Origin of the sequence: Humisphaera borealis (assembly GCF_015169395.1) — a bacterium.
Lineage (GTDB): Bacteria > Planctomycetota > Phycisphaerae > Tepidisphaerales > Tepidisphaeraceae > Humisphaera > Humisphaera borealis.
In genome coordinates this window covers 4,070,187-4,091,016 of sequence record NZ_CP063458.1, presented here as the reverse complement: position 1 = coordinate 4,091,016, position 20,830 = coordinate 4,070,187, and the positions used below count along the sequence as shown (strand labels likewise).

Here is a 20,830-nt window from a genome sequence, read left to right as displayed (position 1 = left end):
ACAAGGGTCACAAGGGCTGTTATTTGCCGACTTCGGCGACATCAACGGTACGGACCTTCAGGTCTTTGAATAGCTCGTTCGCCTCGAACCTGGCGGATCGGGTGTCCTTGCCATGGGTCCAGATCGGCGTGGTGCTGCCGTCGACGTGCCGGATGCGGAGGTTGTCGAGATAGACCTTGTAAGTACCGGGCTTGCCGCCTTTGAAGACCAAGCCATGGCGTGGCAGGATCCCAGGGGCGCTGCTGCAAAGGCCGATGATGCGATGCTCCCACACGCCCGGCCCGCCTTGCACCTCAGGCCCGATGGCTTGTTCTCGACCGAATTGATCGATGCCTTCGCCGCGTTTGAAGTCGAGCTTCAATGCCTTGCTGTCGTTGCCTTTGAATGGCGAGTAATAGAAGCCCCGACGCAGGCTGTCTGGTGCAATGGCGATGTCATACTCGATGTAGTCGGTGGCGAATTGATTGCCGCCAAAGCTCGCGATGGGTACGACCAGTTGGTCCTTCGGTTTGGCATCTGCGGCCACAGTGACGGAGACTTCCAGCACTTCCCCTTCGGGCGCGGGCTTGGCATCGAGCTTCCTGGGTACTGCCTGGTGGGTCAGCGCGGCTCCGAGCGAATCTGTCCACGCATCCATTCTTCCGGTGAGTGATTTCACGACCTCGGGATTGGCGTCGGCAACGTTTTTCGTCTCGCCGATATCGGTGCGGATGTTGTAGAGCTCGTTGCGATCGAAGAAGCGGTGCAACCGCCATTCGTCCGTGCGGATGGCATCTTCATTGTGCCAAGCCCAGTAATAGCTTTCGACGGGGCTGGGGCCGTTGTCGCGCAGCGCGGGCCAGATGTTCTTGCCGTCGAGCGGACGTGTCTCCGGCATTTTCAAATCGGCCATTGCCATCAACGTGGGAAACATATCGAGCGCGCCGCAAAGCCCATCCCAGGCGCCGCCGGCGACCTTCCCCTTGGGCCAATGAATAACGGTGGGCAGATGCGTGCCGCCTTCGTAGATGGAGTGCTTGCCCCCTTTGAAGGGCAGGTTGCTGCCGTCCATGGTCGCGCCGTTGTCGCTGGTGAAGACGACAATCGTGTTGTCGCGCAGCCCGAGCTTGTCAAGTTCGCCCAGGATGGCGCCGACGTTCTTGTCCAGTGCCTGCACCATCGCGGCGTAAGTCCGCTTGGTCTCGTCGGTCACCTTCGGGTCCACGTCCTTGAGGTCGGAATCCTTTGCCTGCAAAGGAGCATGCACGATGTGGAACGGCACATAGCAGAAGAACGGATGCTCCTTGTTTGCCCGGATGAACTCCATGACGTGCTGCACGATGAAGTCCTCCGTGTAGCCCGCATCCTGTGGGCGGAACTCACGGTTATGCCACCAGCTTACTGGCCCTCTTCCACCGGCGGTGCGCCGAGTGAAGTAGTCGGCTCCGCCGCCATAATAGACCCAGGCCTCGTCGAAGCCGTGCTCGTTTACACCGAGCCCACCCTTGAACTTCTTGTTCGGCATCGCCTTGAACGCCTCGGCATAAGCCGCGCGATATTCCGCCGTGTCGGGGTCTTCGCCGTTGTGCCACTTCCCAAAGACGCCGGTGGTATAGCCATTGGCCTTGAAGCCTTCAGCGATGGTCGCCTCGGCCTTCTCCAATTCGCCGCCCGTCTCTGGCCCGGTGCCGACGCGAAACGGATGCCGCCCGGTAAGCAGCATCGCCCGGGTCGGCGAGCACACGCACCAGCCCATGAAGTTACGAAGCTCGCACCCTTGCTTGAACAAGCGGTCGATGTTCGGCGTGGGAATGCTTCCCCCCGGATGCGCGCTGATGTCACTCCAGCCAAGATCATCCGCAAACAGGTAGACCACGTTGGGAGGAGCGGCAACCAGACGGGGCGCGAGAAGCAGCAGTGCGACGAGAATAATGGCGGCGTGTTTCATCATGGGAACTAGAAAGAGAAATGGAGCGACTGAAGAACACTTTCGATTGCCAACTGGTTGCTAAGGCGGTGCTTCGTGGTTGATGAGCCGGACCTGCACATCATCCAGATAATGCTCGGTCTTGGGTGCCTCGTCATCTGCAACTCCCGCGGCGAGCGAAATGAGCAGATGTTTTGCTCCGGCGGGTACATCGGTCGAGAGTTGCAACGTCGTCCAGCCACTGACATCTGGGGCGGTCGTTACGGTCTTGGCCACGTGGATCAGCGCCTGCTCATTCACCTGTCCGCCGACCCAGATCGCACGCGCGCCTTCGGCGTCCTCGGAAAAGGCGGCGAGACGAATCTGGAATCGATCCTGCACCCCCGGCAATGCACCCTGAAACCGCGCCGTCACTTCAATCCGGCGAGATGGAGCCGTCCCATTCTCGGGAAGCGCAGCCATATCCAGGAATCGAAAGGCATAGCTAAACTTTCTCTTTTCCACCGGCGGAAGCGCTACCATGCGCAGCCCTTCGGCGGGCGTTACACCTCGCTCAGCACCCTGCGGGGCCAGCAAATCGCCGGACCACACGCCGACTCGATGTGGGACGCCTTGATCGCGGGGCACCGCCACATCTTCAAATCCCTCCGTCAAAACAGACTGGGTCTTCACCTGCCGCCGCATGACGAATCCGTACACCAAGGAGGCACTGAATAGCCCAACCAGCAGCCCAACCGACGCCGCCGCCGAGAGGCGACGCCATTGGAACCCGCGTGACACCGGACGGTTTACCCGAGAGACGATCAACTCGCGTGTCCCTTCACTACTCTCTGCCTTGGAGGCCAGGACGACGTCCAGGTTCATATAGTCGAGGTAGAGACGACGCAGCTCCGCGTCCGACCCGAGAGCCGCCTGAAGCTCGGACGCCTCGACCTCGGTCATCGTGCCAGAGAGACGGCGTTGGATCATCTCGTGTGGGCCCGTATTCATGCGGGTTCCCCCTTCGCAACGGTGCGTTGCACACACTCCAGCAAAGCCTGCCGGATGCGGTGCAGTACTTTGTAGAGCGACATCGGCGTCTGGCCGCGCCGCGTCGCGAGATCGTCAATACGAGTTCCTTTCGTGTAGGCCGTAAGCACAAGTTGGCGTTGAGCGGCGGGAAGCTTGTTCAAGCACTCCTGCAACGCCTCGCGATGCCCTGCATGACGCTCCACCAGGTTCGCAGCATCGTCGGCGAGTTGATTAACCAGATCCTCGCCGAACACATGCCGGTCCTGTTTTCGAGCGCGCAAATGACGCAGCACCATGTTCCTGGCCACACCGAAGGCCCAGGGCCGAAATTCCTGGACTTGGTCAAATTTCTGCCACAACACGATGAGCACCTCTTGCATCACCTCCGCCGCCTCCTCACGTGAGCAGAGCAGTGAGCGGACAAAGGTCTGCAACGCTCCCTGATGCTCCGCGTAGAGGCGGAGAAAGTCGGCATGATCGGGTTCGGGTGTCGGCGACGGCATGGCTCTACCTAATACCTCGCCGAGCGCCTTCGGATTTGCCGAAAAAAGTTTTCAAGTGGTTCAAAAAGCAACTGGCTCTGGAAGATCTTGGGGGAGACGCGTCGGTAGCGGCGGATTGGTTCGACGATGCACGATGCACAGTCGCTCGTCGGGTTGATACCCCGGAGGTAGGGGGTAAAACGGGCCGGGAAAAATGGGACCCCAAGTTGGCCCCCGAAATGGAAAAACATGGCTAACATGGCTAACACGTTTGTGTACGGCTCACGGTCGTAAACCGTGGGGTCGTCGTGAGTTTGAGTCTACAAAGAGAGTTACGGTTTTGGCGTCGAAGACGCTCATAACCCGGAGGTTGGAGGTTCGAACCCTCCCCCCGCTACTCAAATGACGGCCGCGAGAAATCGCGACCCGCTGGTTAAGACGAAACGCCGAGGCTAACCGCCTCGGCGTTTTCGTTTGTTTTGCCCTCGTCCGCGAGGGTTTAGCGATCCGGGCGGTCTCGGTCGGAGTCTCTCGTCGCGCTTCTGAGTCTTCGCCTACCGCGCCCAACCGCCCCGTGTCTGGCCTGATTGGCCCGAAAGTCTCTGGTCGAACGAGAACGAGAGACCAGCGGCCACAGGTTAACGGCTGGTTGTCTTCGGTTCCCGGGCGCAAACTGCATGGTTTCGTCCGCCATACTCATTCCGAAAAGCGGCGGCGACAATGACGGCGGCATCGATCTTCTGGGCTGCCCGGCTACAAGCCGGTCTGAGCGCGAGGGTCTCAGAATTCAAGCCATCGGCAATCCAACGGGTTCGAACTCGAAGGACAATTGGTACTAGACGCTGGCGGTCAAATAGACATTCTGAGATCCCAAAGCAGCCATCTCAGACACGTACCCGCCGGCATCAAGCCAAAGAACGATCACCGGTTGCTTCATTCAGCAGCCGGATATCATCGTAAGCAAATGACCATCACCATCGCCCCCTTCGAGAATGCCATTCACCGCAACGAAGTCGTCGCGTTATGGGAAACTGTTTTCGGTTACGATGCGGCTCACAACTGCCCCTCGCTCGTTATCGAGAAGAAGATCGCAGTCTGTGACGGGCTGTTCTTCGTGGCCATCAATGACCCTGGGATCATTGGCACGATTATCGCCGGGTACGATGGCCATCGGGGCTGGATTTACTCGGTCGCCGTGCATCCAGGATACCGGAAACAAGGCATCGGCTCACGACTTGTCACCCATGCAGAGATCGCGTTGGCGGCGAGAGGCTGCATGAAGATCAATCTTCAGATCATGGAAGGCAATGAGGCAGTTGCGGCATTCTACTCTTCCATGGGTTACGCCGTGGAGCAAAGAGTAAGTATGGGCAAACGCATCCAGAAAAATATCCCACCCACCGACGTATGATCCCGCTCACCATGTCTGAACACCAGATCTCCAGCCACGGGCTCCCCGCACCACGTACAGCCTGGATTGACGTGACTGCTTCGGGCGATGCCAAAGACTGCCTTCTCTTTCTGGATGGCGAGTTATACAGGGACCGGGTGAAGGCTTCTGAGCGCATCCGTGAAGCTCAGGCAGATGGGACATTGCCCGCTCTGAACAGGGTCTATCTCTCTTCTGTCTCCGCAGCCAACCGACAGGTGGAATACATCTGCAATGAGAGCTTTGCGTCCTTTCTCGGCACGGACATGCCGCGATGGATCGAACGAGAAGTAGGGAACCATGATCGCCTGTTTCTCTGTGGACTCAGTTTGAGCGCCCTTCAGGCGGTTTACACGGCCGTTCTCGCTCCCGGCATCTTTGCCGGTGTGCTGGCGCAATCGCCTTCCGCGTGGTGGCAGGACGAATGGCTTGCCAGTTCAATGCCTCTCGCTGGTACGAAGGCGAACCGATTCTGGCTCAGCGTGGGCATCCATGAAGTGAGTGAGAACGTGTCACACCCTCCCACGCCGCTGATTCAAAGGCCCAGCCAAGTTGCCTCCGTGCGCCGACTTGCGAAGCGCATGACCGACGCTGGTCACGAGATTCACTGCCACGAATACGATGGCGGGCACGACCCCGTGTGTTGGAATTCTGAACTTCCGAGTGCTCTCGCCTGGTTACTACTTAAATGACGGCCGCGAGAAATCGCGACCCGCTGGTTAAGACGAAACGCCGAGGCCACCCGCCTTGGCGTTTTCGCTTGTTTCGCCCACGTCCGCGAGGGTTTAGCGATCTGGGCAGTCTCGGCGATAGTCTCTCGTCGGGTTTCTGAGTCTTCGCCTAGCGCGCTCAACCACCCCGTGTCTGGCCCGATTGGCCCGAAAGTCTGTGGTCGAACGAGAGACCAATGGCCGCAGGTTAACGGCTGGTTGTCTTCGGTTCCCGGGCGCAAACTGCATGGTTTCGTCCGCCATACTCGTTCCGAAAAGCGGCGGCGACAATGACGGCGGCATCGATCTTCTGAGCTACCCGGCTACAAACCGGTCCGAGCTCAACACACGTGTATGCTTACGGAGAGAATATGAATGCTCACCTGACGGCGTGGATCAGCGCCATCGTCGCCCAGTTGGTCGCCGCGGCGGAAATCCATTGATCTCCGCCGTGCGGGAAGCCGCTTTCGAAGTATGGCTGGATTCCGATGGCCCGGGTGGCGACATGCCAGGAGCCGTCTTGAAGCTGCGTTGAGCGCAGGAACTCGATGCCTCGCTGGAAGCCGGCGTCGTTCACGGTGATCGTCCCGGATTCACTGAGCGCGACGAGAACCAATCCTGTCGCGTACGCGTCGCTGGGCATAGCCGGAAGCTGGCTCCATCCGCCATCGGCTTTCTGTTGGGACAAGAGTTCGCGCGCGGCTTGCTTGAGTGACGCCGGTGCGTCGCCGGCCCACTTCAGGCCGAGCAGCTGAAAGGCGCGATCGTCGGTTGTGACGGGTTTGGCGGAGCGAATCCATTCCGCCGCGCAGGAAGCGGATTGGAGATACTCCTGTCGCGCGGATTTCGGAGCGTAGGCCCGCATGGCACGCATGCAGATTGCCGTTATCGCGATGTCGCTGGAGTTGATCGGCGGACGGCCGGCGACCAGCCGCCAGCGGCCGTCGGGCAGTTGGTCGTTCTTCAGAAAGCGGGCAAACGCATCGGTTGACGCGTCGGCGGGGTAATTCTCCGAGGCCAGGCCGAGCAGCATCCAATTGATCGTGTTGGAGTCGCCGGGAATCCCCATGGCCTGCAGGGACCGCTCGCGCCAGACCTCGACATCAGCGGCGATCAGGCTCTTCGAGTTTTGAGCGATTTTTTCGTCGACTGCAATACCGGCTTTTCGCGCTTCTGAAACGGTCATCGCGGTCAATGAATTGTTGTGACAGGAGACACAGCCGGACTTCTGCAGAAACATCGCGTCGGATTTCTGCAATAGAGGCAGGCTGCGCTCCACGGCGGCGCGGGCGGAAGCGGCGGGAGCAAACTTCGCCTCCGGCCGAGCGGCGGCGTGTCCCGGCTTTGCCCCTGCCTTTTCCAGCAGATCAACGATCGGCGTCCTTCCCTGCTGGAGGGCAAAATCGAGCACGGTCATCCCGGCTGGCGTCGTTGCACTCACGTCCGCGCCGGCTTGAATCATCGCTTTCACTGTCGCTTCAGAGATTTTTTCCGATGTCACCGCGAGCATCAGGAGTGTGCGGCCGGCGAGATCGTGCGCCTTCATATCGGCACCGGCTTCGATCATCAGCTGCATCGGGGCCGGATCGTTCGTTCCACGCGGCGAAGCAAACGGCGGCAAGAGAAAGAACGTAGCCGCGAACTTGATGCCCTGGGGATCGGCCGACGGTTGCAGCAGCTTGGCGCTGTGAACATCACCGATGCTCGTCGCCGCCATCAGGGCAGGGATACCGCCGAACGCTCGCGCATCGGCGCCGCGGTCCAACAGGAGCTTCAGCGTGGCTCCGTCGCCCTTCTCCGCCGCCAGCCGCAATGGCGTCAGCGGCCCGCGATAACTGTTCACGACGTCGGAGGGATTGGCGCCGTGATCCAGCAGCAACTTGATGACGTCGTAAGTTTGTGACCAGCTGCACGCCACGAGCAGCGGCGTACGTCCATCGGCCGACCGCGCTTTCAGGTCCGCGCCGGCCTCCAGCAGGAGCCGGGATTTCTCCAGGTTGTCGGCGGCGAACATCAACGCCGTCGCGCCGGTTTCGCTCCGCGCGTTGACGTCGGCCCCGGCCTGCAGCAAAAGCTTGACCGCGTCGACGTCACCGTAAACGACCGCGTACGCCAACGGCGTTAATCCGCTGGCTCCCAATCGCTTGGCAGCGTCGGGATTTTCCCGCAGCAGTTTTCGAAACGTTTCCGTGTCACCGCTGCGCAAGGCTTCCATGATTTGCGTGGCTTTCGGATCAGCCGGCGGCGGTGGCGTCTCGCCGGACAGCGCGTCCGGCCAGTCGGCGCCCTGGTCGATCCACCTCTTGACGATGCTGATTTGCTCGGCGCTCAGCGGCCCGTCCGGCGGCATCTGCTTATCTTGCCCGGCGCCGCTCACCCGCAGGTACAAACGGCTGGCGTCGGCGTTCCCGCGGCCGATCATCGCGGCCGTTCCGCCCTTGAAAGCGTCGCTGCGCCGGTCGAGGCGGAATCCGTTCTTCTGCTTCTTCGGTCCATGGCATTCGATGCAGTGGGCCTGGAGTAGCGGCTGAACGTCGCGCGCGAAATCGACACTGGCGGCATCCTTCGCCATGCCTGTCTGCAGGAAACAGGTCGTCATAGCGAGAAATGCAGCAGATCGTCCAAAGGACATAGAAACCTCCATGAGGCTGAGAGAAGGGAAGCAGGTCAATGCGGACAGGAGAAATGTTTGCGGGCGTTTACTTGGCGTCGGATGGACCGGCGGCCTGGTTCACGAGCGAATCCGCCTCGCGAAGCAAAACCTGCAGGCTGAGCCAGTCCCCCAAGTACTCCGTCGATGCGTAGCCGAACGCAGTCTTCGCGTACCTGGCGTCGATTTCTTCGCCGAGAGCCTGGGCGCGGCGGAGCCAGTCGCTCGCCTCGGTGTTCCGATTCAGGTGCGCGCAGGCGATGGCCAGCAGTGCATAGTTCTGACCGCGCCCGATCCACGCCGGGTGCATACGCAGCGACTCTTCGAGCCGCTTGATCGCGTCTGCATCCCGTCCGGCCCGGCAGTACGCCAATGCCACGGCATAGTGGTTCCACGCCGCGTCCGGCGATTTGGCAACCGCAAGCTCGCCCAGACGGATCGCCTGCGACAACGACTCACTGGTGCCGCCCGGACCTTGAACGACCGTTCGGCATGCCAAGCTCAGTGTCACTGCATCTTCGGTTTTTTGATGCTCATGCACAGCGGTACTGCAAAGCGTGAGATACCCCGCCTGATCACCTCTCAGCAGACGGAGGCAGGCCAGTTCCTGCGTCACGGCGGCACGGGCGCGCAGCACCTGCAAATCAGCCGAGTTGCCGTCGGCCGCGAACGCGGTTTCCTGCAGTTGCAGCGTTCGGGCGTATTCGGCTTCCGCCAAGTCCCATTTGCGCCCAATGGCGAACAGACGGCCGCGCGCCCCAAACAGGCGCCAATCATTCGGGCGGAGCTGCACCAGCCTATCGAAAACCTCGGGCTGCCGCACCGTCTCCAGAGTCATCCGCCCTTCGTTAAGAGCGATGCGCCCGCCGTAGGGCAACTGTTCCAAGGCGCGGGCAAAGTCGGCGGCGGCCTCGTTCCAAGCTTTGCTGGCGAGATGCTTTCTCCCCGACTCCATAAAAGTGGACGCGTCACCGGTGGTGATCGTCGCCAGTGCCCGCTCGTACACCGCGATCAGCCGCGGATCTTCCGGGGGAACAGCGCCGTTCATCAGTTCCTCGGCCTCACGGCAAAATATGTTGCATTCGAGCCAATCTGACCACGAAATCGGCATCGTGCCCGACGGGTTGCGGACCATCGCCTGCGTCCATTCCTCGATCGCCTGCTTCCCCTTGGCCAGAGCGCTTTGCGCCTCGGGGACTTTCCCCTGGCGGAAGAGTGTGATCGCGAGCGGGAACTGGCTGAACCGGTGGACTCCGCCGGGCGAATTGGCCCCTTTCTCCATCGCTTCGTTGAGGCGGGCCACGGCCTGATCGAGGTTGCCAGCCCGAAGGTGTGCGACGCCGGCGTGGCTCAGTGTCCATGGGCGGTATGACGACGAAATCGTCCCCTCCCCGCGACGGGCAAGCGCCTGGGCGTCGCCGACCGTGTTGGATGAGAGCGTGCAGGCGCGGAGAATGAGTTGCTGGTCGTCCGACGATGACGACCCGCCGTGCTGCCGGCTCATCTCCTGGCAAATCCGTCGATAACCCGCCTCATCGCCGAGATATCGCTTCAGCACGGCGTGCTCGAAATACGCCTGCGGATTGGCCCCCATCGAGAGTTGTACGCGATGGTCGTAATCCTCAGCGGCGCGGTCCCAGAGGCCGAGCTTCGCATACATCGGGCCGCGATACATGTAGGTGATGAAGAGATCCGGCTGGGCCTGAACGGCCTGGGCAAATCGGTCGTTCGCTTCGGTCCAGTTCCCGCGGTAGTAGCTGCCAATACCGTCCGAAGCGAAGCGGGTTGCGCGGCTGAGGCGATCGGCGTAGGTCTCCGCCTTGGCCCGCGCCGCCTCGGCGTCAGCGTGCGCCGCCGTCTCGCGGTTAAGGGCGGATTCGGCGTGCTCCCGGGCCGCCGTCGCAGCGGCCTCGGATCGCATCGCCCACGTCGCCAGGACAGTGCTGACCGCGGCAGCAGCCACCAGCAATCCGGCGAAACATGCGGTAGCCGTCAGAAGCCGACGATGTTTCCTCGCAGCTTTGCGGAGCCGGTATATCACTGACGGCGGGCAAGCCTCAACAGGCTCATCGTGCAGGTATCGCTCGACATCGCGGGCCAGGCCGTTGGCTGTCTCGTACCGCCGGGTACGGTCCTTCTCCAGGCACTTCATCACGATCCAGTCGAGTTCCCCCTGAAGTAGTTGCGGAAGCCGTTCAGCCTCAGTTTGGCAGGCCGCGGCGACCTTGTTAAGCGTGCCAGAGGTGGTCAGCCGGACGCTGGGGCGCGGCGCCTCCTGCTCCTTGATCAATCGCGAACTCGCGCTGCATTACGGCCTGCCACCAGTGGAGGGTGTGCAACTTCGCCAAGTGTCGCTGCCTAAAGGCCAGCGAGGCGGCCTACTCACCCAGGCCTCGTTCCTCACCGCCTCGGCCAATGGCGTGGACACTTCGCCCGTCGTGCGGGGTGTTTACGTGCAGCAGAAGATCCTCGGCTACACGCCGCCACCGCCACCGCCCGACGTGCCTCTCATCGAACCCGATGCCAGCGGAGCCACCAATATCCGCGAGCAGCTCGCCAAGCATCGCACGATCGAAACCTGCGCCGCGTGTCATCGGAAGGTCGATCCCTTTGGCTTCGCCCTGGAAAACTTCAACGCCATCGGCGGCTGGCGCGCGAACTATTCGAAAGAGCAGAAGATCGATCCCAGCGGCGAGCTGCCCACCGGCGAGAAGTTCACCGGCATAGCCGACTTCCGCAGCCTGCTCATCGCGCGGCACGAGCAATTCACCCGCTCACTCACGGAGAAACTCATGACCTACGCCCTGGGCCGGACGCCCGAGTTCGCCGACCGCGCCGTGATCGACGGCATCATGAAAAACCTCTCGGCCAACAAAGGCGGATTCAAGGATCTCGTCCGCGCCGTGGTACTCAGCGAGTCCTTCGGGAAGAACTGAATGCCTGAGTCGGAGTGTCACGCCCCCGCTGACCGGTGTGCCTGTCGGTGGGAAACACTGAAGCATTCAGAGTCGGCACTTTGTAGGAAATGTTCACTCTAGGCACATGCCGAAAATGGCTGTGACGACGGCTGTGACAACGTTGCTGTGTGGCCCTTGGCTTCGGTACCCACAACCGCGCTGAAAGTCGGCCGTCACGTCGAGCATGCGACCTCCGTCTGCTGCATCGTCAACAACTTCAGAACTTCCGCCCTCAGCCCTGGGCTCTGCATCGGATGCTTCTTCGCCCAGAACGACCGCCGGTCCGGGTTGGCCTCCAGCACCGCCTCCACCAGTTCCGCCAGCCGATCGGCCGGCACCGCCTCGATCGCCTCCCGCTCCCGCCGTTCTCGCGCCGCCAGGTCGTTCGCCTGCTCCGTCGCTCGGCTCCGCTGCGCCGCCTCGGCCACCGCCAGCGCCGCACGCCGCTGCTCGACCGCCTTGGACGCCGCAGCGGCCATCTCAGCCTGCACCCGCCGCGTGTTCGGCCCCCACCGCTCGCGGATGCCCTGCGCGAAGTACGCCCGAACGTTCGCCACCTGCCCCAGCGGCCGCAGGAACTCGACGTCCGCCGCCAGCTCCCGAAGCAACGGCAGCTCGGCGTTCGGGTGCCGGCGGATCGCGTCGTCCGGCGGAAACCCCGCCGCGTCCAGGATCGCCTCTGCCTCCGCCTCCAGCCTCTCAACTGCGGCGACGGAAATGCCCACCGCCACGGGCCCCCTCCGAACACCCGGTGCGCGGTTCGCCGCCGTTATTTCTTCATTGGGCTCTTCATTGGGCTCTTCTTCTCTATGAGCGATCTCCCGGATTGGGAGTGTTTTTCCACCAGAATCGGGAGTGTTTGCCCTCCCGATTTGGGAGTGTTTGTCGCCGCGAACACTCCCGATCCGGGAGTCTTTAGACCCGTCACAATCACTCCCATTCCGGGAGTGTTTCCCGGACGCATGCTTGCCGGCCCGATCACCCGCCCGATCACCTGCCCGCGCGCCCTCCGCCTGCCCCGGCATCAGCACCCGAACCCGGCACGCATTGCCGCTACCGCCGCCTGGCTCGATCACCTCCAACAGCCCGTACGCCACCAACGCCCGCCGCAGCCGGCCGACGTGATTGGTGTTGACGTGCCCAAGCATGCCCGCCAGCGTCGCGCCCTTCGGGTACGCCACGCCGTCGGCGTCCGCATGCTTTTCGTACGCGCACCACAGCGCCAGCTCCTGACCCGTCAGGACGCCCAGCCAGCCGTTCTCAGCCAGCGCATCGAACCTTCCAAAATGTCCGCGTCGACCTGACATCTTCTCGCCGTTCCGTTCGCGTCCCTTCCCCGGATCCCTCTCGTCACGCGTCGTCCCAGCGCAGCGGGTCGGGCTCGCTCACGACCACCAGTGGGGACCTGGCTCGTGAGCCGCCCCGCCGCCGCCGCAACTTCTGAGAAAGCTTCAGGCTCACGCGACCCCCTTCGCCCGCTGCTCGACCAGACGCGTCCACGCTTCGAGCTCCGCCAGGCTGGCAGTCTTCAGACGCGCGCATCTGAGACGTCGACACGCCGATCGCCCGCGCGAGCAGGGCGAGTTCCATCGCCTCGATGTCCAGATTCAATCGCCGATCGATCGCGTCCCCCAGTTCGGCCCTGGCCCGCGCGACGGACGCACCGCGGCTGGCCGCCTGCGGATCGCCCTTGCGCGAAGTCGATACCTTTTGCTTGGGGATCTTCTTTCGCTCTTTCACGCCGCCCCCTCCCCGCCGGCTTCGGGGTGACCGACGCAGCTTCGTTTGATAGCAGTTGAAAGAGACCCGACCCCACGGGTATGGTGCGTAGGCTGTTCGCCCCTAGTCCGGTTGTCGGCGACAACCAGTCGCCCGCCTGTTAGGGTTTCAATAGGTGACCGAAGGTCGGTTACCGCTTCAATTTCTCGGGTAAACAGAGGTGTTCGGGTATTCTGGATCGGACTTCGGAACCGAGGGTTACAGGTTCGACTCCTGTCGAGTGCATTCGATCGACGGGGGACGTCGGTGACGGGGGATCCTCCCGGCCCACGTGCCCGGCGGGCCGTTCTACGACGAAATCCAGAAGTCCAACGCCGCAATCGACGCTTTGAAGCTCGATCGGGACGAATGGTTCGCACGCTCGACCTCGCGGCCGACTTCGCCAACGCCGACGGGTCGCTCAAGAAGGACCTCTTCACGCCCGACAACATCCATCTTTCGCCGGCGGGCCACGACGCCTACGCGGCCAGGCTCAAGCCCCTGATCGAGGCCTGCTGCCGGCAAAGCGGACGAAGTCGACCTCTGCCGCGCCAGGCCCCAAGGCCGAACCACCGGCCCCGAGGCGGGAGCAAGAGTAGCACCTGAAATCACAGTAGAATGGGGCCGAACCTCCAACCCTCGATCCAACAATATGCGATACACCCTTGTGCTCCTCGCGGCCCTGCTGCTCACTTCCAGCGCCTCCGTTGATGCACAATCACTCCCTGTCCACATCGAAGTGGATGCCACGCAGCAGGGTGGTCCGCTCAAGCCAATCTGGCGTTTCTTCGGTGCGGATGAGCCGAACTACGCCTACATGCCGCATGGCCGCGACCTGCTTGGCGAACTCGGCGCTTTGAAGAAGAACGAGGTCTTCTTCCGCACGCACAGCCTGCTCGTCACGGGCAAGGGAGAACACGGATTGAAGTGGGGCTCGACCAATGCCTACACCGAGGATGCGGCGGGCAACCCCGTGTATGACTGGACGATCGTGGACCGCATCTTTGATGCGTATCGCGACAACGGCGTTCGGCCTTATGTGCAGATCGGATTCATGCCACAGGCTCTCTCGGTGAAGCCGGAGCCTTATCGGCATCAGTTCCCGAAATCGAAGTACGAAGAACTATTCGGCGGCTGGGCCTATCCGCCCAAGGATTACGCAAAGTGGGAGGAGCTGGTCTATCAATGGGCGAAGCATTGCCTGGCCCGGTACGGCGAAGAGGAAGTGCTGCACTGGTACTGGCAGACCTGGAATGAGTCGAACATCGACTATTGGAAGGGCACGCGAGAGGAGTTCTTCAAGCTGCACGACCACGCCATCCGCGCGGTGCGCCGCGCCATTCCCCGGGCGAAAGTTGGGGGGCCTGATCTGGCGGGCGGCAAGGGTGGCGACTTCCTCGAGAGCTTTCTGAATCACTGTCTCAAAGGCACGAACCGCGCCAGCAAGGAGCGCGGCACGCCACTGGATTTCATTTCCTTCCACGCGAAGGGCAAGCCGTCCCGGGTCGATGGCCACGTTCGGATGGGCCTCTCGAACCAGCTTGGCGAGATCAACGATGCCTTCGAGGTGATCGCAAAGTTTCCCGAGCTCAAGGGCACGCCCGTCGTTATCGGCGAGTCCGATCCGGACGGCTGCGCAGCCTGCACGGGGCCGGACCGCGCGTATCGGAACGGCACCCTGTACTCAAGCTATACCGCCGCCACCTTCCCTCGAAAGCTTGACCTCGCCGAGAAGCACGGCGTCAACCTCGAAGGCGCACTCACATGGTCCTTCGAGTTTGAAGGTCAGCCATACTTTGCCGGGTTCCGCTCGCTCGCCACCAACGGCATCGCCAAGCCAGTGCTGAACGTCTTCCGCATGTTCTCCCGCATGAACGGCCAGCGGCTTGGAGTGCAAAGCGATGGCGCGGTGCCGCTCGACGAACTCGTGAAGACCGGCGTCCGCGGAAAGCCCGACGTGTCCGCGCTCGCCGCCCGCGACGGCAAACGCATCACCATTCTCGCGTGGCACTATCATGACGACGACGTCGCGGGAGCCGACGCTGCGATCACGCTCGACATAAACGGCGTGCCCGCCGGGAACCCGAAGATCACTCGCACGCTCATCGACGAGACGCACTCAAATTCCTTCCACGCCTGGCGTGCAATGGGTTCACCGCGGTCCCCGACCGCCGTTCAGATTCGTGAGTTGGAGAAAGCCAGCCAGCTTGCCCCGGCGAGCGAGAAATCCGAAGTGAGAGCCGTCGGTGGACGTTGTGAAATGAAGTTCACTCTTGCTCGCCAAGGAGTGACACTCATCGAGTTAGAATGGCCTTGAGCAGCATCGAGAGCGCTTCTTGAACTCGGCTCACCCTCACGTGTTCAGCGCGCCTCCGTCGGCTACATCCGTTCACACACCCGACCGTCGAACGCCTTTGCTGCCGAACTTTGCCTTGATGCGGTCGACCGCCGCGTCGAGCCGACGTCGCTTTTCGTCGATGCCGGTGGCGAACAGGTCGAGTTGGGCATCGGCGTTGCCGAAATCGGTCGCCGACATCCCGATCAGACGCACCGGCTGAAAGGACTTACCCGCCCAGTCATCAAACAGAGTACGCGCCGCCTCCCAGAGCTCGGCGGTCGCATCGGACGGTTTGGCGAGTGTCGTTCGGCGGGTAATCGTCTGAAAGTCGCCGAAGCGGATCTTCACCACCACGCCACGAGCAAACAGTCCGTGTCGTCGCACCCGCCGGCTCACTTCTTCGGCCTGTCCGAGCAATACCGTGCGAACGGCGTCAGCGTCGGTCAGGTCGTGACCAAAAGTTTCTTCCTGCCCGATGCTCTTGGCCTCTCGATCGGGCACCACCGGGCGATCGTCGATGCCCCACGCCAGCCGCTTGTATCGATCGGCTTCGTCCTGGCCGATGCGGCGTGCGAGTACGTCGGCATCCATCCGCCGCAGGTCGCTGAAGGTGCGGATACCGATCCCCGCCAATCGCTTCTCGGCGACGGGGCCGACGCCAAAGATCCGGCTGACGGGCAGCGGTGCGAGCACCCGTTCGATGTCGTCCGGCCGGATGACCATCATGCCGTCGGGCTTGTTCATGTCGCTGGCGAGCTTGGCGAGGAACTTATTGGGTGCCACACCAACGGACGCCGTCACGCCGGTGGTCTGATGAATTCGCCGGCGCAGGTTGGTGGCGATAGTGACGGGATCGCCGAGAAGCGCGATCGAACCCGTGACGTCAAGAAAGGCCTCGTCGATGCTCAACGGCTGAATGATCGGCGTGACGTCCTGGAACAGCGCGAACACCTGCTGCGAGATCTCCCGGTAGCGGGCGTAGTTGCCATGAACGACGATAGCCTGCGGGCACAGCCGCCGTGCGACGGCAGTGGGCTGGGCCGACCGGCAGCCAAAAACGCGGGCCTCATAGGACGCGGCCGAGATCACGCCCCGTGGCCCGGTACCGCCGACCAGCACCGGCTTTCCGCGAAGCTCGGGCCGATCCAGCTGTTCGACCGACGCGAAGAAGGCGTCCATGTCGACGTGAAGGATATGACGATCGGGCGACACGCCGCGATTATACCTCCCAGCCACCGGCGACTCACCGTTACGGGGTAGGGAAAAGTCAGGTCGCCGCGATTATTGCGAGACGATCCCCCTGTCGCGCGGCTCGACGTGAGCCGCGGATTGCCGGCATGCCATCGCAGGTCGAGGCGATCGTTGACCTCCGCAGGCTGACGGCATAATCTACGCCAGTCGCATCGTGTTGCGGGTGTAGCTCAATTGGCAGAGCAGAAGCCTTCCAAGCTTCAGGTTGAGGGTTCGACCCCTTCGCCCGCTTAAATGTAAATCACGCCGGTCGCTGATCTAGCCTACCTGCCCACGTGGGCAGTACGGCACGAACCCTCAAGCACATACCCGTAATACGGGTTTGGCACATCGGAGTGCCCACCATCCCCCGCCTCAAGCATCGCGTTCCTCGATATCGATAGCGCAAAGCCAGGGGCCAGGCCGTCGTTTATGGCGGTATGCAGGAGTTCGCGAAGAATCACCGCTCACAGCCACGCGACGGCTCTGAATGGCATCAACACTGTCTGCCACTAGGCTCTGTCTAATGGACCCAGAATCCTCAAGTATTTCAGCATGATTCCGAGTTTTACGAAGCCAAGGAAGCTTAGTCCGAGCTTTTCGTACCGGGTGGCCAGTCTCCGGCACTCTTTCAATCAGCCCACGGCCTGCTCGATGCGGGATCGTTTCCGGTAGGTTTTCTTGTCGAAACGTTCGCCTATGGGGCGTTTCTGGTTGCTCTTTCGCGGGATGACCGGCTCGATGCCGCAGTCTTTGAGGAACTCGCGAGTTGATTCGTAGCTGTATCCCTTGTCGCCTGCCAGTTGATCGGGCCAGCCGATCCGACGAGGTCTGCGGACACTGTGGATCAGGTTGTGGAGTTGCGTCGATTCGTGCGTCTGACCGGCCGTGAGGGTGGCTCCGAGGATAAGGCCCTTGCCGTCAGTAACCAGGTGGAGTTTCGATCCCCATCCGCCGCGGCTGCGGCCCAAATGGTGGTCGTCGGGTTCGAGGGTGTCGAGCGGGTGCTTTTTTTGCGAGCACCGGCCGCGGCCCGGCCGGCGCGGATGTTCGTGCCGTCGACCAGCCACAGGTCCCAGTCGATCTTGCCGGCCTTGTCCAGTCGGATCTGAAGGGCCTTGAGGATCTTGTCGAAGGTGCCGTCGCGACGCCAGCGGTTGAAGCGTTGGTTGACCGTTCCGAACTTGCCGTAGCGTTCGGGCAGGTCACGCCAAGGAGCGCCCGAGCGGAGAATCCAGAGCATGCCGTTGAGGACGGTGCGATGATTGAGCCACTTGCCGCCGCGAGCCTGCCTGGGAAACAGGTCCTTGAGAAGGGCCCATTGATCGTCCGTGATTTCGTAGCGAGCCATCAGAACCTCCGTGTGGAGGCAGCATGGCATGCAATAATAGAAAGCGCAATTCCTAACGAGCGCCGAACTTGGCATCCATTAGACAGAGCCTAGTACGTTGCGGGTCCCCTCCACCGGGCCAGCCTGGTGCGGGAGCATCGACGCCACCGCGGAATCAAGCTTCCTATCCGTTCGATCGGTGCCGGGGTTCCATGCCCCGCTCCCACCCGTAGGTCTTGAACCTAGTTCACAACACCACAATTGCCCGATCCTACGCCGCCTCGGCCCGCTTCTATGATGCGTTCAGGACCAAGAGGCAGGGAATTGCGTCTGCCGCTGCCTCCGGTTTCGGGAGGTTGTCATGCTCGCCCAATCATGTCATCGCCAAGGGTGCCCCGCATCACTTTCCGCGATTGAATTGAGTTATCGACTGCCGTGGATCGAGACCTTAGAAGATCGACTCTTCCTCAGCAGTTCGGCGGTCGCCTTGCAAACCACAGGCGCCGTCAGTGCAGCGGCACTGCCGCTGGCTACGGTTGCCGGAGTGACCCTGTCCGGTGGTGCAAGCGTCGCCGGCGCGAAATCCATGCTGACGTCGATCGAAGCCCGCTTCAGCGCGGCGGTTACCGTCAAGGTCACGTCGCTGTCCCTTTGGAATCTGACTTATGGGTCGGCCGTGAATCCGGCCAACCTTCGCGTCAGATATGACGCCGCCGCCAAGACGGCGATCTGGACGTTCCCATCCTTCGTCGGGGGATCGCTGCCCGACGGCAGATACCAGGCGAAGCTGGACGACGCGGGAATCACCGACATCTCCGGCCGACCGCTCGACGGCGATCGGAACGGAACCGCAGGCGGAGACTACGCGTTCCAACTGTCCCGTCTGTTCGGCGACGCCAACGGTGATGGCGCGATCAAGCCGGCCGACGCGGTCGCCTTCAAGTCTGCGTACTACACTTCAAGAGCGCGAACCGGTTACCAATCCCGCTTCGACTTCAACTCTGACGGAATCATTTCTGATCTTGATCGTACGGCGGACGAGGCGCGGTACGGCACAGTGTTGGCCGAACTCGGAACCAGTGCCACGGCATCCACCGGTCCCGCGATCACGCCGACCGTGTCTTCGGCCACGGGCGCGTTCGTCACAGACCCGCAGATCAAGACCATCACGATTGCGGCACGGCGAAGGCAGACAGATCCCTGGACCAACTTCTCGGTCAAGACGGTGCCGGCCGGACTCACAATGGCGTCACCCGTACTGAGCAAGTATGGCGGTGATACGACCCGCAAACTGGCCGCGAGTGGGTATTTCTATACGACGAAGGTCAACGGGAAGTGGTGGATGGTAGACCCGGAGGGAAATCTCTACTTCGACAACGCGGTCGGGGTCATCGGACCGCGCATCTTTCCCGATAACTCTGCGAGTTTCGTCGCGAAGTTTGGCGAGGGCAAAGTCGGCAATGTTAACTGGGCGACCTGGGTGCGGAGCTGGCTGCGCGACATCGGCTACAATTCCGCAGGGCCTTGGGGTACACCGTCCATCCAGGCCGTTGCCGGCCAGAAAACAAACTACACGCTTCTGCTGGACGTAATGAGCACCTTTGCAATGGGGAGTGGATTCGGGTCGCTCGGACTCGGACATGCCAACTTCCGCAACGGCGTTATTCCGGTCTTTGACCCAGCGTTCCCCGGGTACTGCAGCACCTTTATGTCGAACGTGCTGCCGCAGGTCTACCCCGGACTCAACACGCGGTCCGATCCGTATCTCGTGGGATACATGACCGACAACGAGCTGCCATGGTCGACCTGCACGATTGACAACTACTTCAAGCTCGGCGCGACCGACCCAAACCGGCTCGCCGCACAGGCGTGGCTCACGGCCCGTGGCCGGTCGACCCCGACCGCTCAGGATCGGGTAGACTTCCAGACTTACGTCGCCGAGACCTACTTTCGGATCACCAGTCAGGCGATCCGTGCTTATGACCCGAACCACATCGTGGGCTGCCGCTTCCTCGGAGGCGATACCGCGACACCATACCTCTTCAAGGCCGCTCGCAAGTACCTCGACCTCGTGACAGTCAACTACTACAGCAGCATGACCCCGGGCCACGTCATTGAGTCGGCGGTCGCGGCAGCTGACATCGCCTACGTGTCCTCCGACATGTACGCCAAGGGCGTTGACTCGGGCATGGCGAACACGTCGGGTTATGGATACACCGTCAAGACCCAGGCAGACCGGGGCGCTTACTACCAGCAGATGATGTTGTCGGTCCTGGGCAGTGCCCATGGCGTTGGCGCGTCGTGGATCTCCCTGATCGACAATGATCTGTCAGACCCCGTACCGGAGCCGACCAACCAGAATTCCAACAAAGGCTTAATGACCGTCCAATACCCGCTCACGCAGAATGCCAATCCGTACAAGCCGCTCACCGATCGGATCCGCGACGTTAATCTGAACCTGTATCCGCTCTCGGCCTACCTCACCCGGGCCTCGATTGCGGGTACCGTCTTCCGCGACACGAATCGGGATGGGGTCCGTCAGAGCTCAGAACCCGGGCTGGCCAACTGGCGCATCTTTGTTGACCAGAACAAGAACGGCGTCTTCGACGCCGGCGAGATCAACACGTTCACCAGCAGCACCGGAACCTACAAGCTCGCCGCCCTGCCGGCAGGGACGTTCAGGGTGTACGAGGTCGTCCAGAAAGGTTGGACCCGAACCAAGCCGGTCGGTGCCTCGCCGCTGGGTTACTACGATGTCGTGCTGGACACGAACCAGATCGTGTCGGGCAAGGATTTCGGGAACTACCTGACCTGATGACGGGGTCGACTACCGCGCAGCAACCGACCGGGCATCCTGTGGGGCGTCGGGGCGGGTACCTGCGCCCCTGGGAACGGTTGGTGAAAGTCGGCCGTGATCGGCGTGGAGATCGACTGGTGGGGGCACAACGACCATCCGTGGCCGTCCGAGATCCCGCAGGATCGCCCGCGTAAGATGGTCTGGATCGCGCAGACGTACAAACAGCGGGGCC

General features: G+C 62.0%; 14 protein-coding genes, 1 tRNA gene and 1 pseudogene. 7 read left to right on the top strand and 9 right to left on the bottom strand.

Annotated elements, in window-relative coordinates; translation table 11 throughout:
- Nucleotides 1-19: 19 nt before the first annotated feature.
- The 3 genes from IPV69_RS15195 to IPV69_RS15185 are packed head-to-tail and all read right to left on the bottom strand — an operon-like array spanning nucleotide 20 to nucleotide 3,420.
- The gene (locus IPV69_RS15195; protein ID WP_206290539.1) at nucleotides 20-1,927 is read right to left on the bottom strand and encodes a sulfatase-like hydrolase/transferase; all 1,908 of its coding nucleotides are present in this window, start codon (nucleotides 1,925-1,927) and stop codon (nucleotides 20-22) included.
- A 60-nt stretch (nucleotides 1,928-1,987) separates the two neighbouring features.
- Entirely contained in the window at nucleotides 1,988-2,896 is a 909-nt protein-coding gene (locus IPV69_RS15190) for a hypothetical protein (RefSeq protein WP_206290538.1), read from the bottom strand.
- A complete protein-coding gene (locus IPV69_RS15185) occupies nucleotides 2,893-3,420 on the bottom strand; it encodes a sigma-70 family RNA polymerase sigma factor (RefSeq protein WP_206290537.1) in 528 nt (175 codons plus the stop codon). The genes IPV69_RS15190 and IPV69_RS15185 overlap by 4 nt, the downstream gene beginning before the upstream one ends.
- 943 nt (nucleotides 3,421-4,363) lie before the next feature.
- Here IPV69_RS15185 and IPV69_RS15180 point away from each other — a divergent pair.
- Both IPV69_RS15180 and IPV69_RS15175 read left to right on the top strand, forming a co-directional pair.
- Complete coding sequence (locus IPV69_RS15180) at nucleotides 4,364-4,810, top strand: GNAT family acetyltransferase (protein WP_206290536.1); 447 nt, start codon at nucleotides 4,364-4,366, stop codon at nucleotides 4,808-4,810.
- A gap of 11 nt (nucleotides 4,811-4,821) precedes the next feature.
- Complete coding sequence (locus IPV69_RS15175) at nucleotides 4,822-5,520, top strand: alpha/beta hydrolase (protein ID WP_206290535.1); 699 nt, start codon at nucleotides 4,822-4,824, stop codon at nucleotides 5,518-5,520.
- Nucleotides 5,521-5,917: 397 nt separating this feature from the next.
- On the opposite strand, the gene IPV69_RS15170 is transcribed toward IPV69_RS15175, so the two are convergent.
- Nucleotides 5,918-8,137, bottom strand: coding sequence for an ankyrin repeat domain-containing protein (locus tag IPV69_RS15170; protein ID WP_206290534.1), 2,220 nt, complete (start codon nucleotides 8,135-8,137; stop codon nucleotides 5,918-5,920).
- Between the two features lie 100 nt (nucleotides 8,138-8,237).
- Nucleotides 8,238-10,478: a tetratricopeptide repeat protein gene (locus tag IPV69_RS15165; protein WP_206290533.1), complete on the bottom strand. Its 2,241-nt coding sequence runs from the start codon at nucleotides 10,476-10,478 to the stop codon at nucleotides 8,238-8,240.
- Here IPV69_RS15165 and IPV69_RS15160 point away from each other — a divergent pair.
- Nucleotides 10,423-11,124 (top strand): DUF1588 domain-containing protein, encoded by a 702-nt coding sequence (locus tag IPV69_RS15160; protein WP_206290532.1) that lies wholly within the window; start codon nucleotides 10,423-10,425, stop codon nucleotides 11,122-11,124. The genes IPV69_RS15165 and IPV69_RS15160 overlap by 56 nt on opposite strands.
- A gap of 194 nt (nucleotides 11,125-11,318) precedes the next feature.
- Here IPV69_RS15160 and IPV69_RS15155 read toward each other — a convergent pair whose 3' ends face one another.
- Nucleotides 11,319-12,452, bottom strand: a complete 1,134-nt coding sequence (locus IPV69_RS15155) for a helix-turn-helix domain-containing protein (protein ID WP_206290531.1) — start codon at nucleotides 12,450-12,452, stop codon at nucleotides 11,319-11,321.
- Between the two features lie 43 nt (nucleotides 12,453-12,495).
- Nucleotides 12,496-12,885 carry a hypothetical protein gene (locus tag IPV69_RS15150; RefSeq protein ID WP_206290530.1) on the bottom strand — a complete coding sequence of 130 codons (390 nt, stop codon included), beginning with the start codon at nucleotides 12,883-12,885 and terminating at the stop codon, nucleotides 12,496-12,498.
- Nucleotides 12,886-13,272: 387 nt separating this feature from the next.
- On the opposite strand from IPV69_RS15150, the gene IPV69_RS15145 reads away from it, so the two are divergent.
- Both IPV69_RS15145 and IPV69_RS15140 read left to right on the top strand, forming a co-directional pair.
- On the top strand, nucleotides 13,273-13,509 hold the full coding sequence (locus IPV69_RS15145; RefSeq protein WP_206290529.1) for an SGNH/GDSL hydrolase family protein: 237 nt from the start codon (nucleotides 13,273-13,275) through the stop codon (nucleotides 13,507-13,509).
- A gap of 46 nt (nucleotides 13,510-13,555) precedes the next feature.
- Entirely contained in the window at nucleotides 13,556-15,220 is a 1,665-nt protein-coding gene (locus tag IPV69_RS15140; protein WP_206290528.1) for a GH39 family glycosyl hydrolase, read from the top strand.
- 72 nt (nucleotides 15,221-15,292) lie between these two features.
- Here IPV69_RS15140 and IPV69_RS15135 read toward each other — a convergent pair whose 3' ends face one another.
- Entirely contained in the window at nucleotides 15,293-16,453 is a 1,161-nt protein-coding gene (locus IPV69_RS15135) for a DNA polymerase IV (RefSeq protein ID WP_206290527.1), read from the bottom strand.
- 198 nt (nucleotides 16,454-16,651) lie between these two features.
- Between IPV69_RS15135 and IPV69_RS15130 the strand changes: the two genes are divergently transcribed.
- Nucleotides 16,652-16,723 (top strand) — tRNA-Gly (locus IPV69_RS15130).
- Between the two features lie 260 nt (nucleotides 16,724-16,983).
- Here the strand turns inward: IPV69_RS15130 and IPV69_RS27960 are convergent.
- A pseudogene (locus IPV69_RS27960) lies at nucleotides 16,984-17,825 on the bottom strand (IS5 family transposase).
- 463 nt (nucleotides 17,826-18,288) lie between these two features.
- Between IPV69_RS27960 and IPV69_RS15120 the strand changes: the two are divergent.
- Nucleotides 18,289-20,616, top strand: coding sequence for a hypothetical protein (locus IPV69_RS15120; RefSeq protein WP_206290525.1), 2,328 nt, complete (start codon nucleotides 18,289-18,291; stop codon nucleotides 20,614-20,616).
- Nucleotides 20,617-20,830 lie beyond the last annotated feature (214 nt).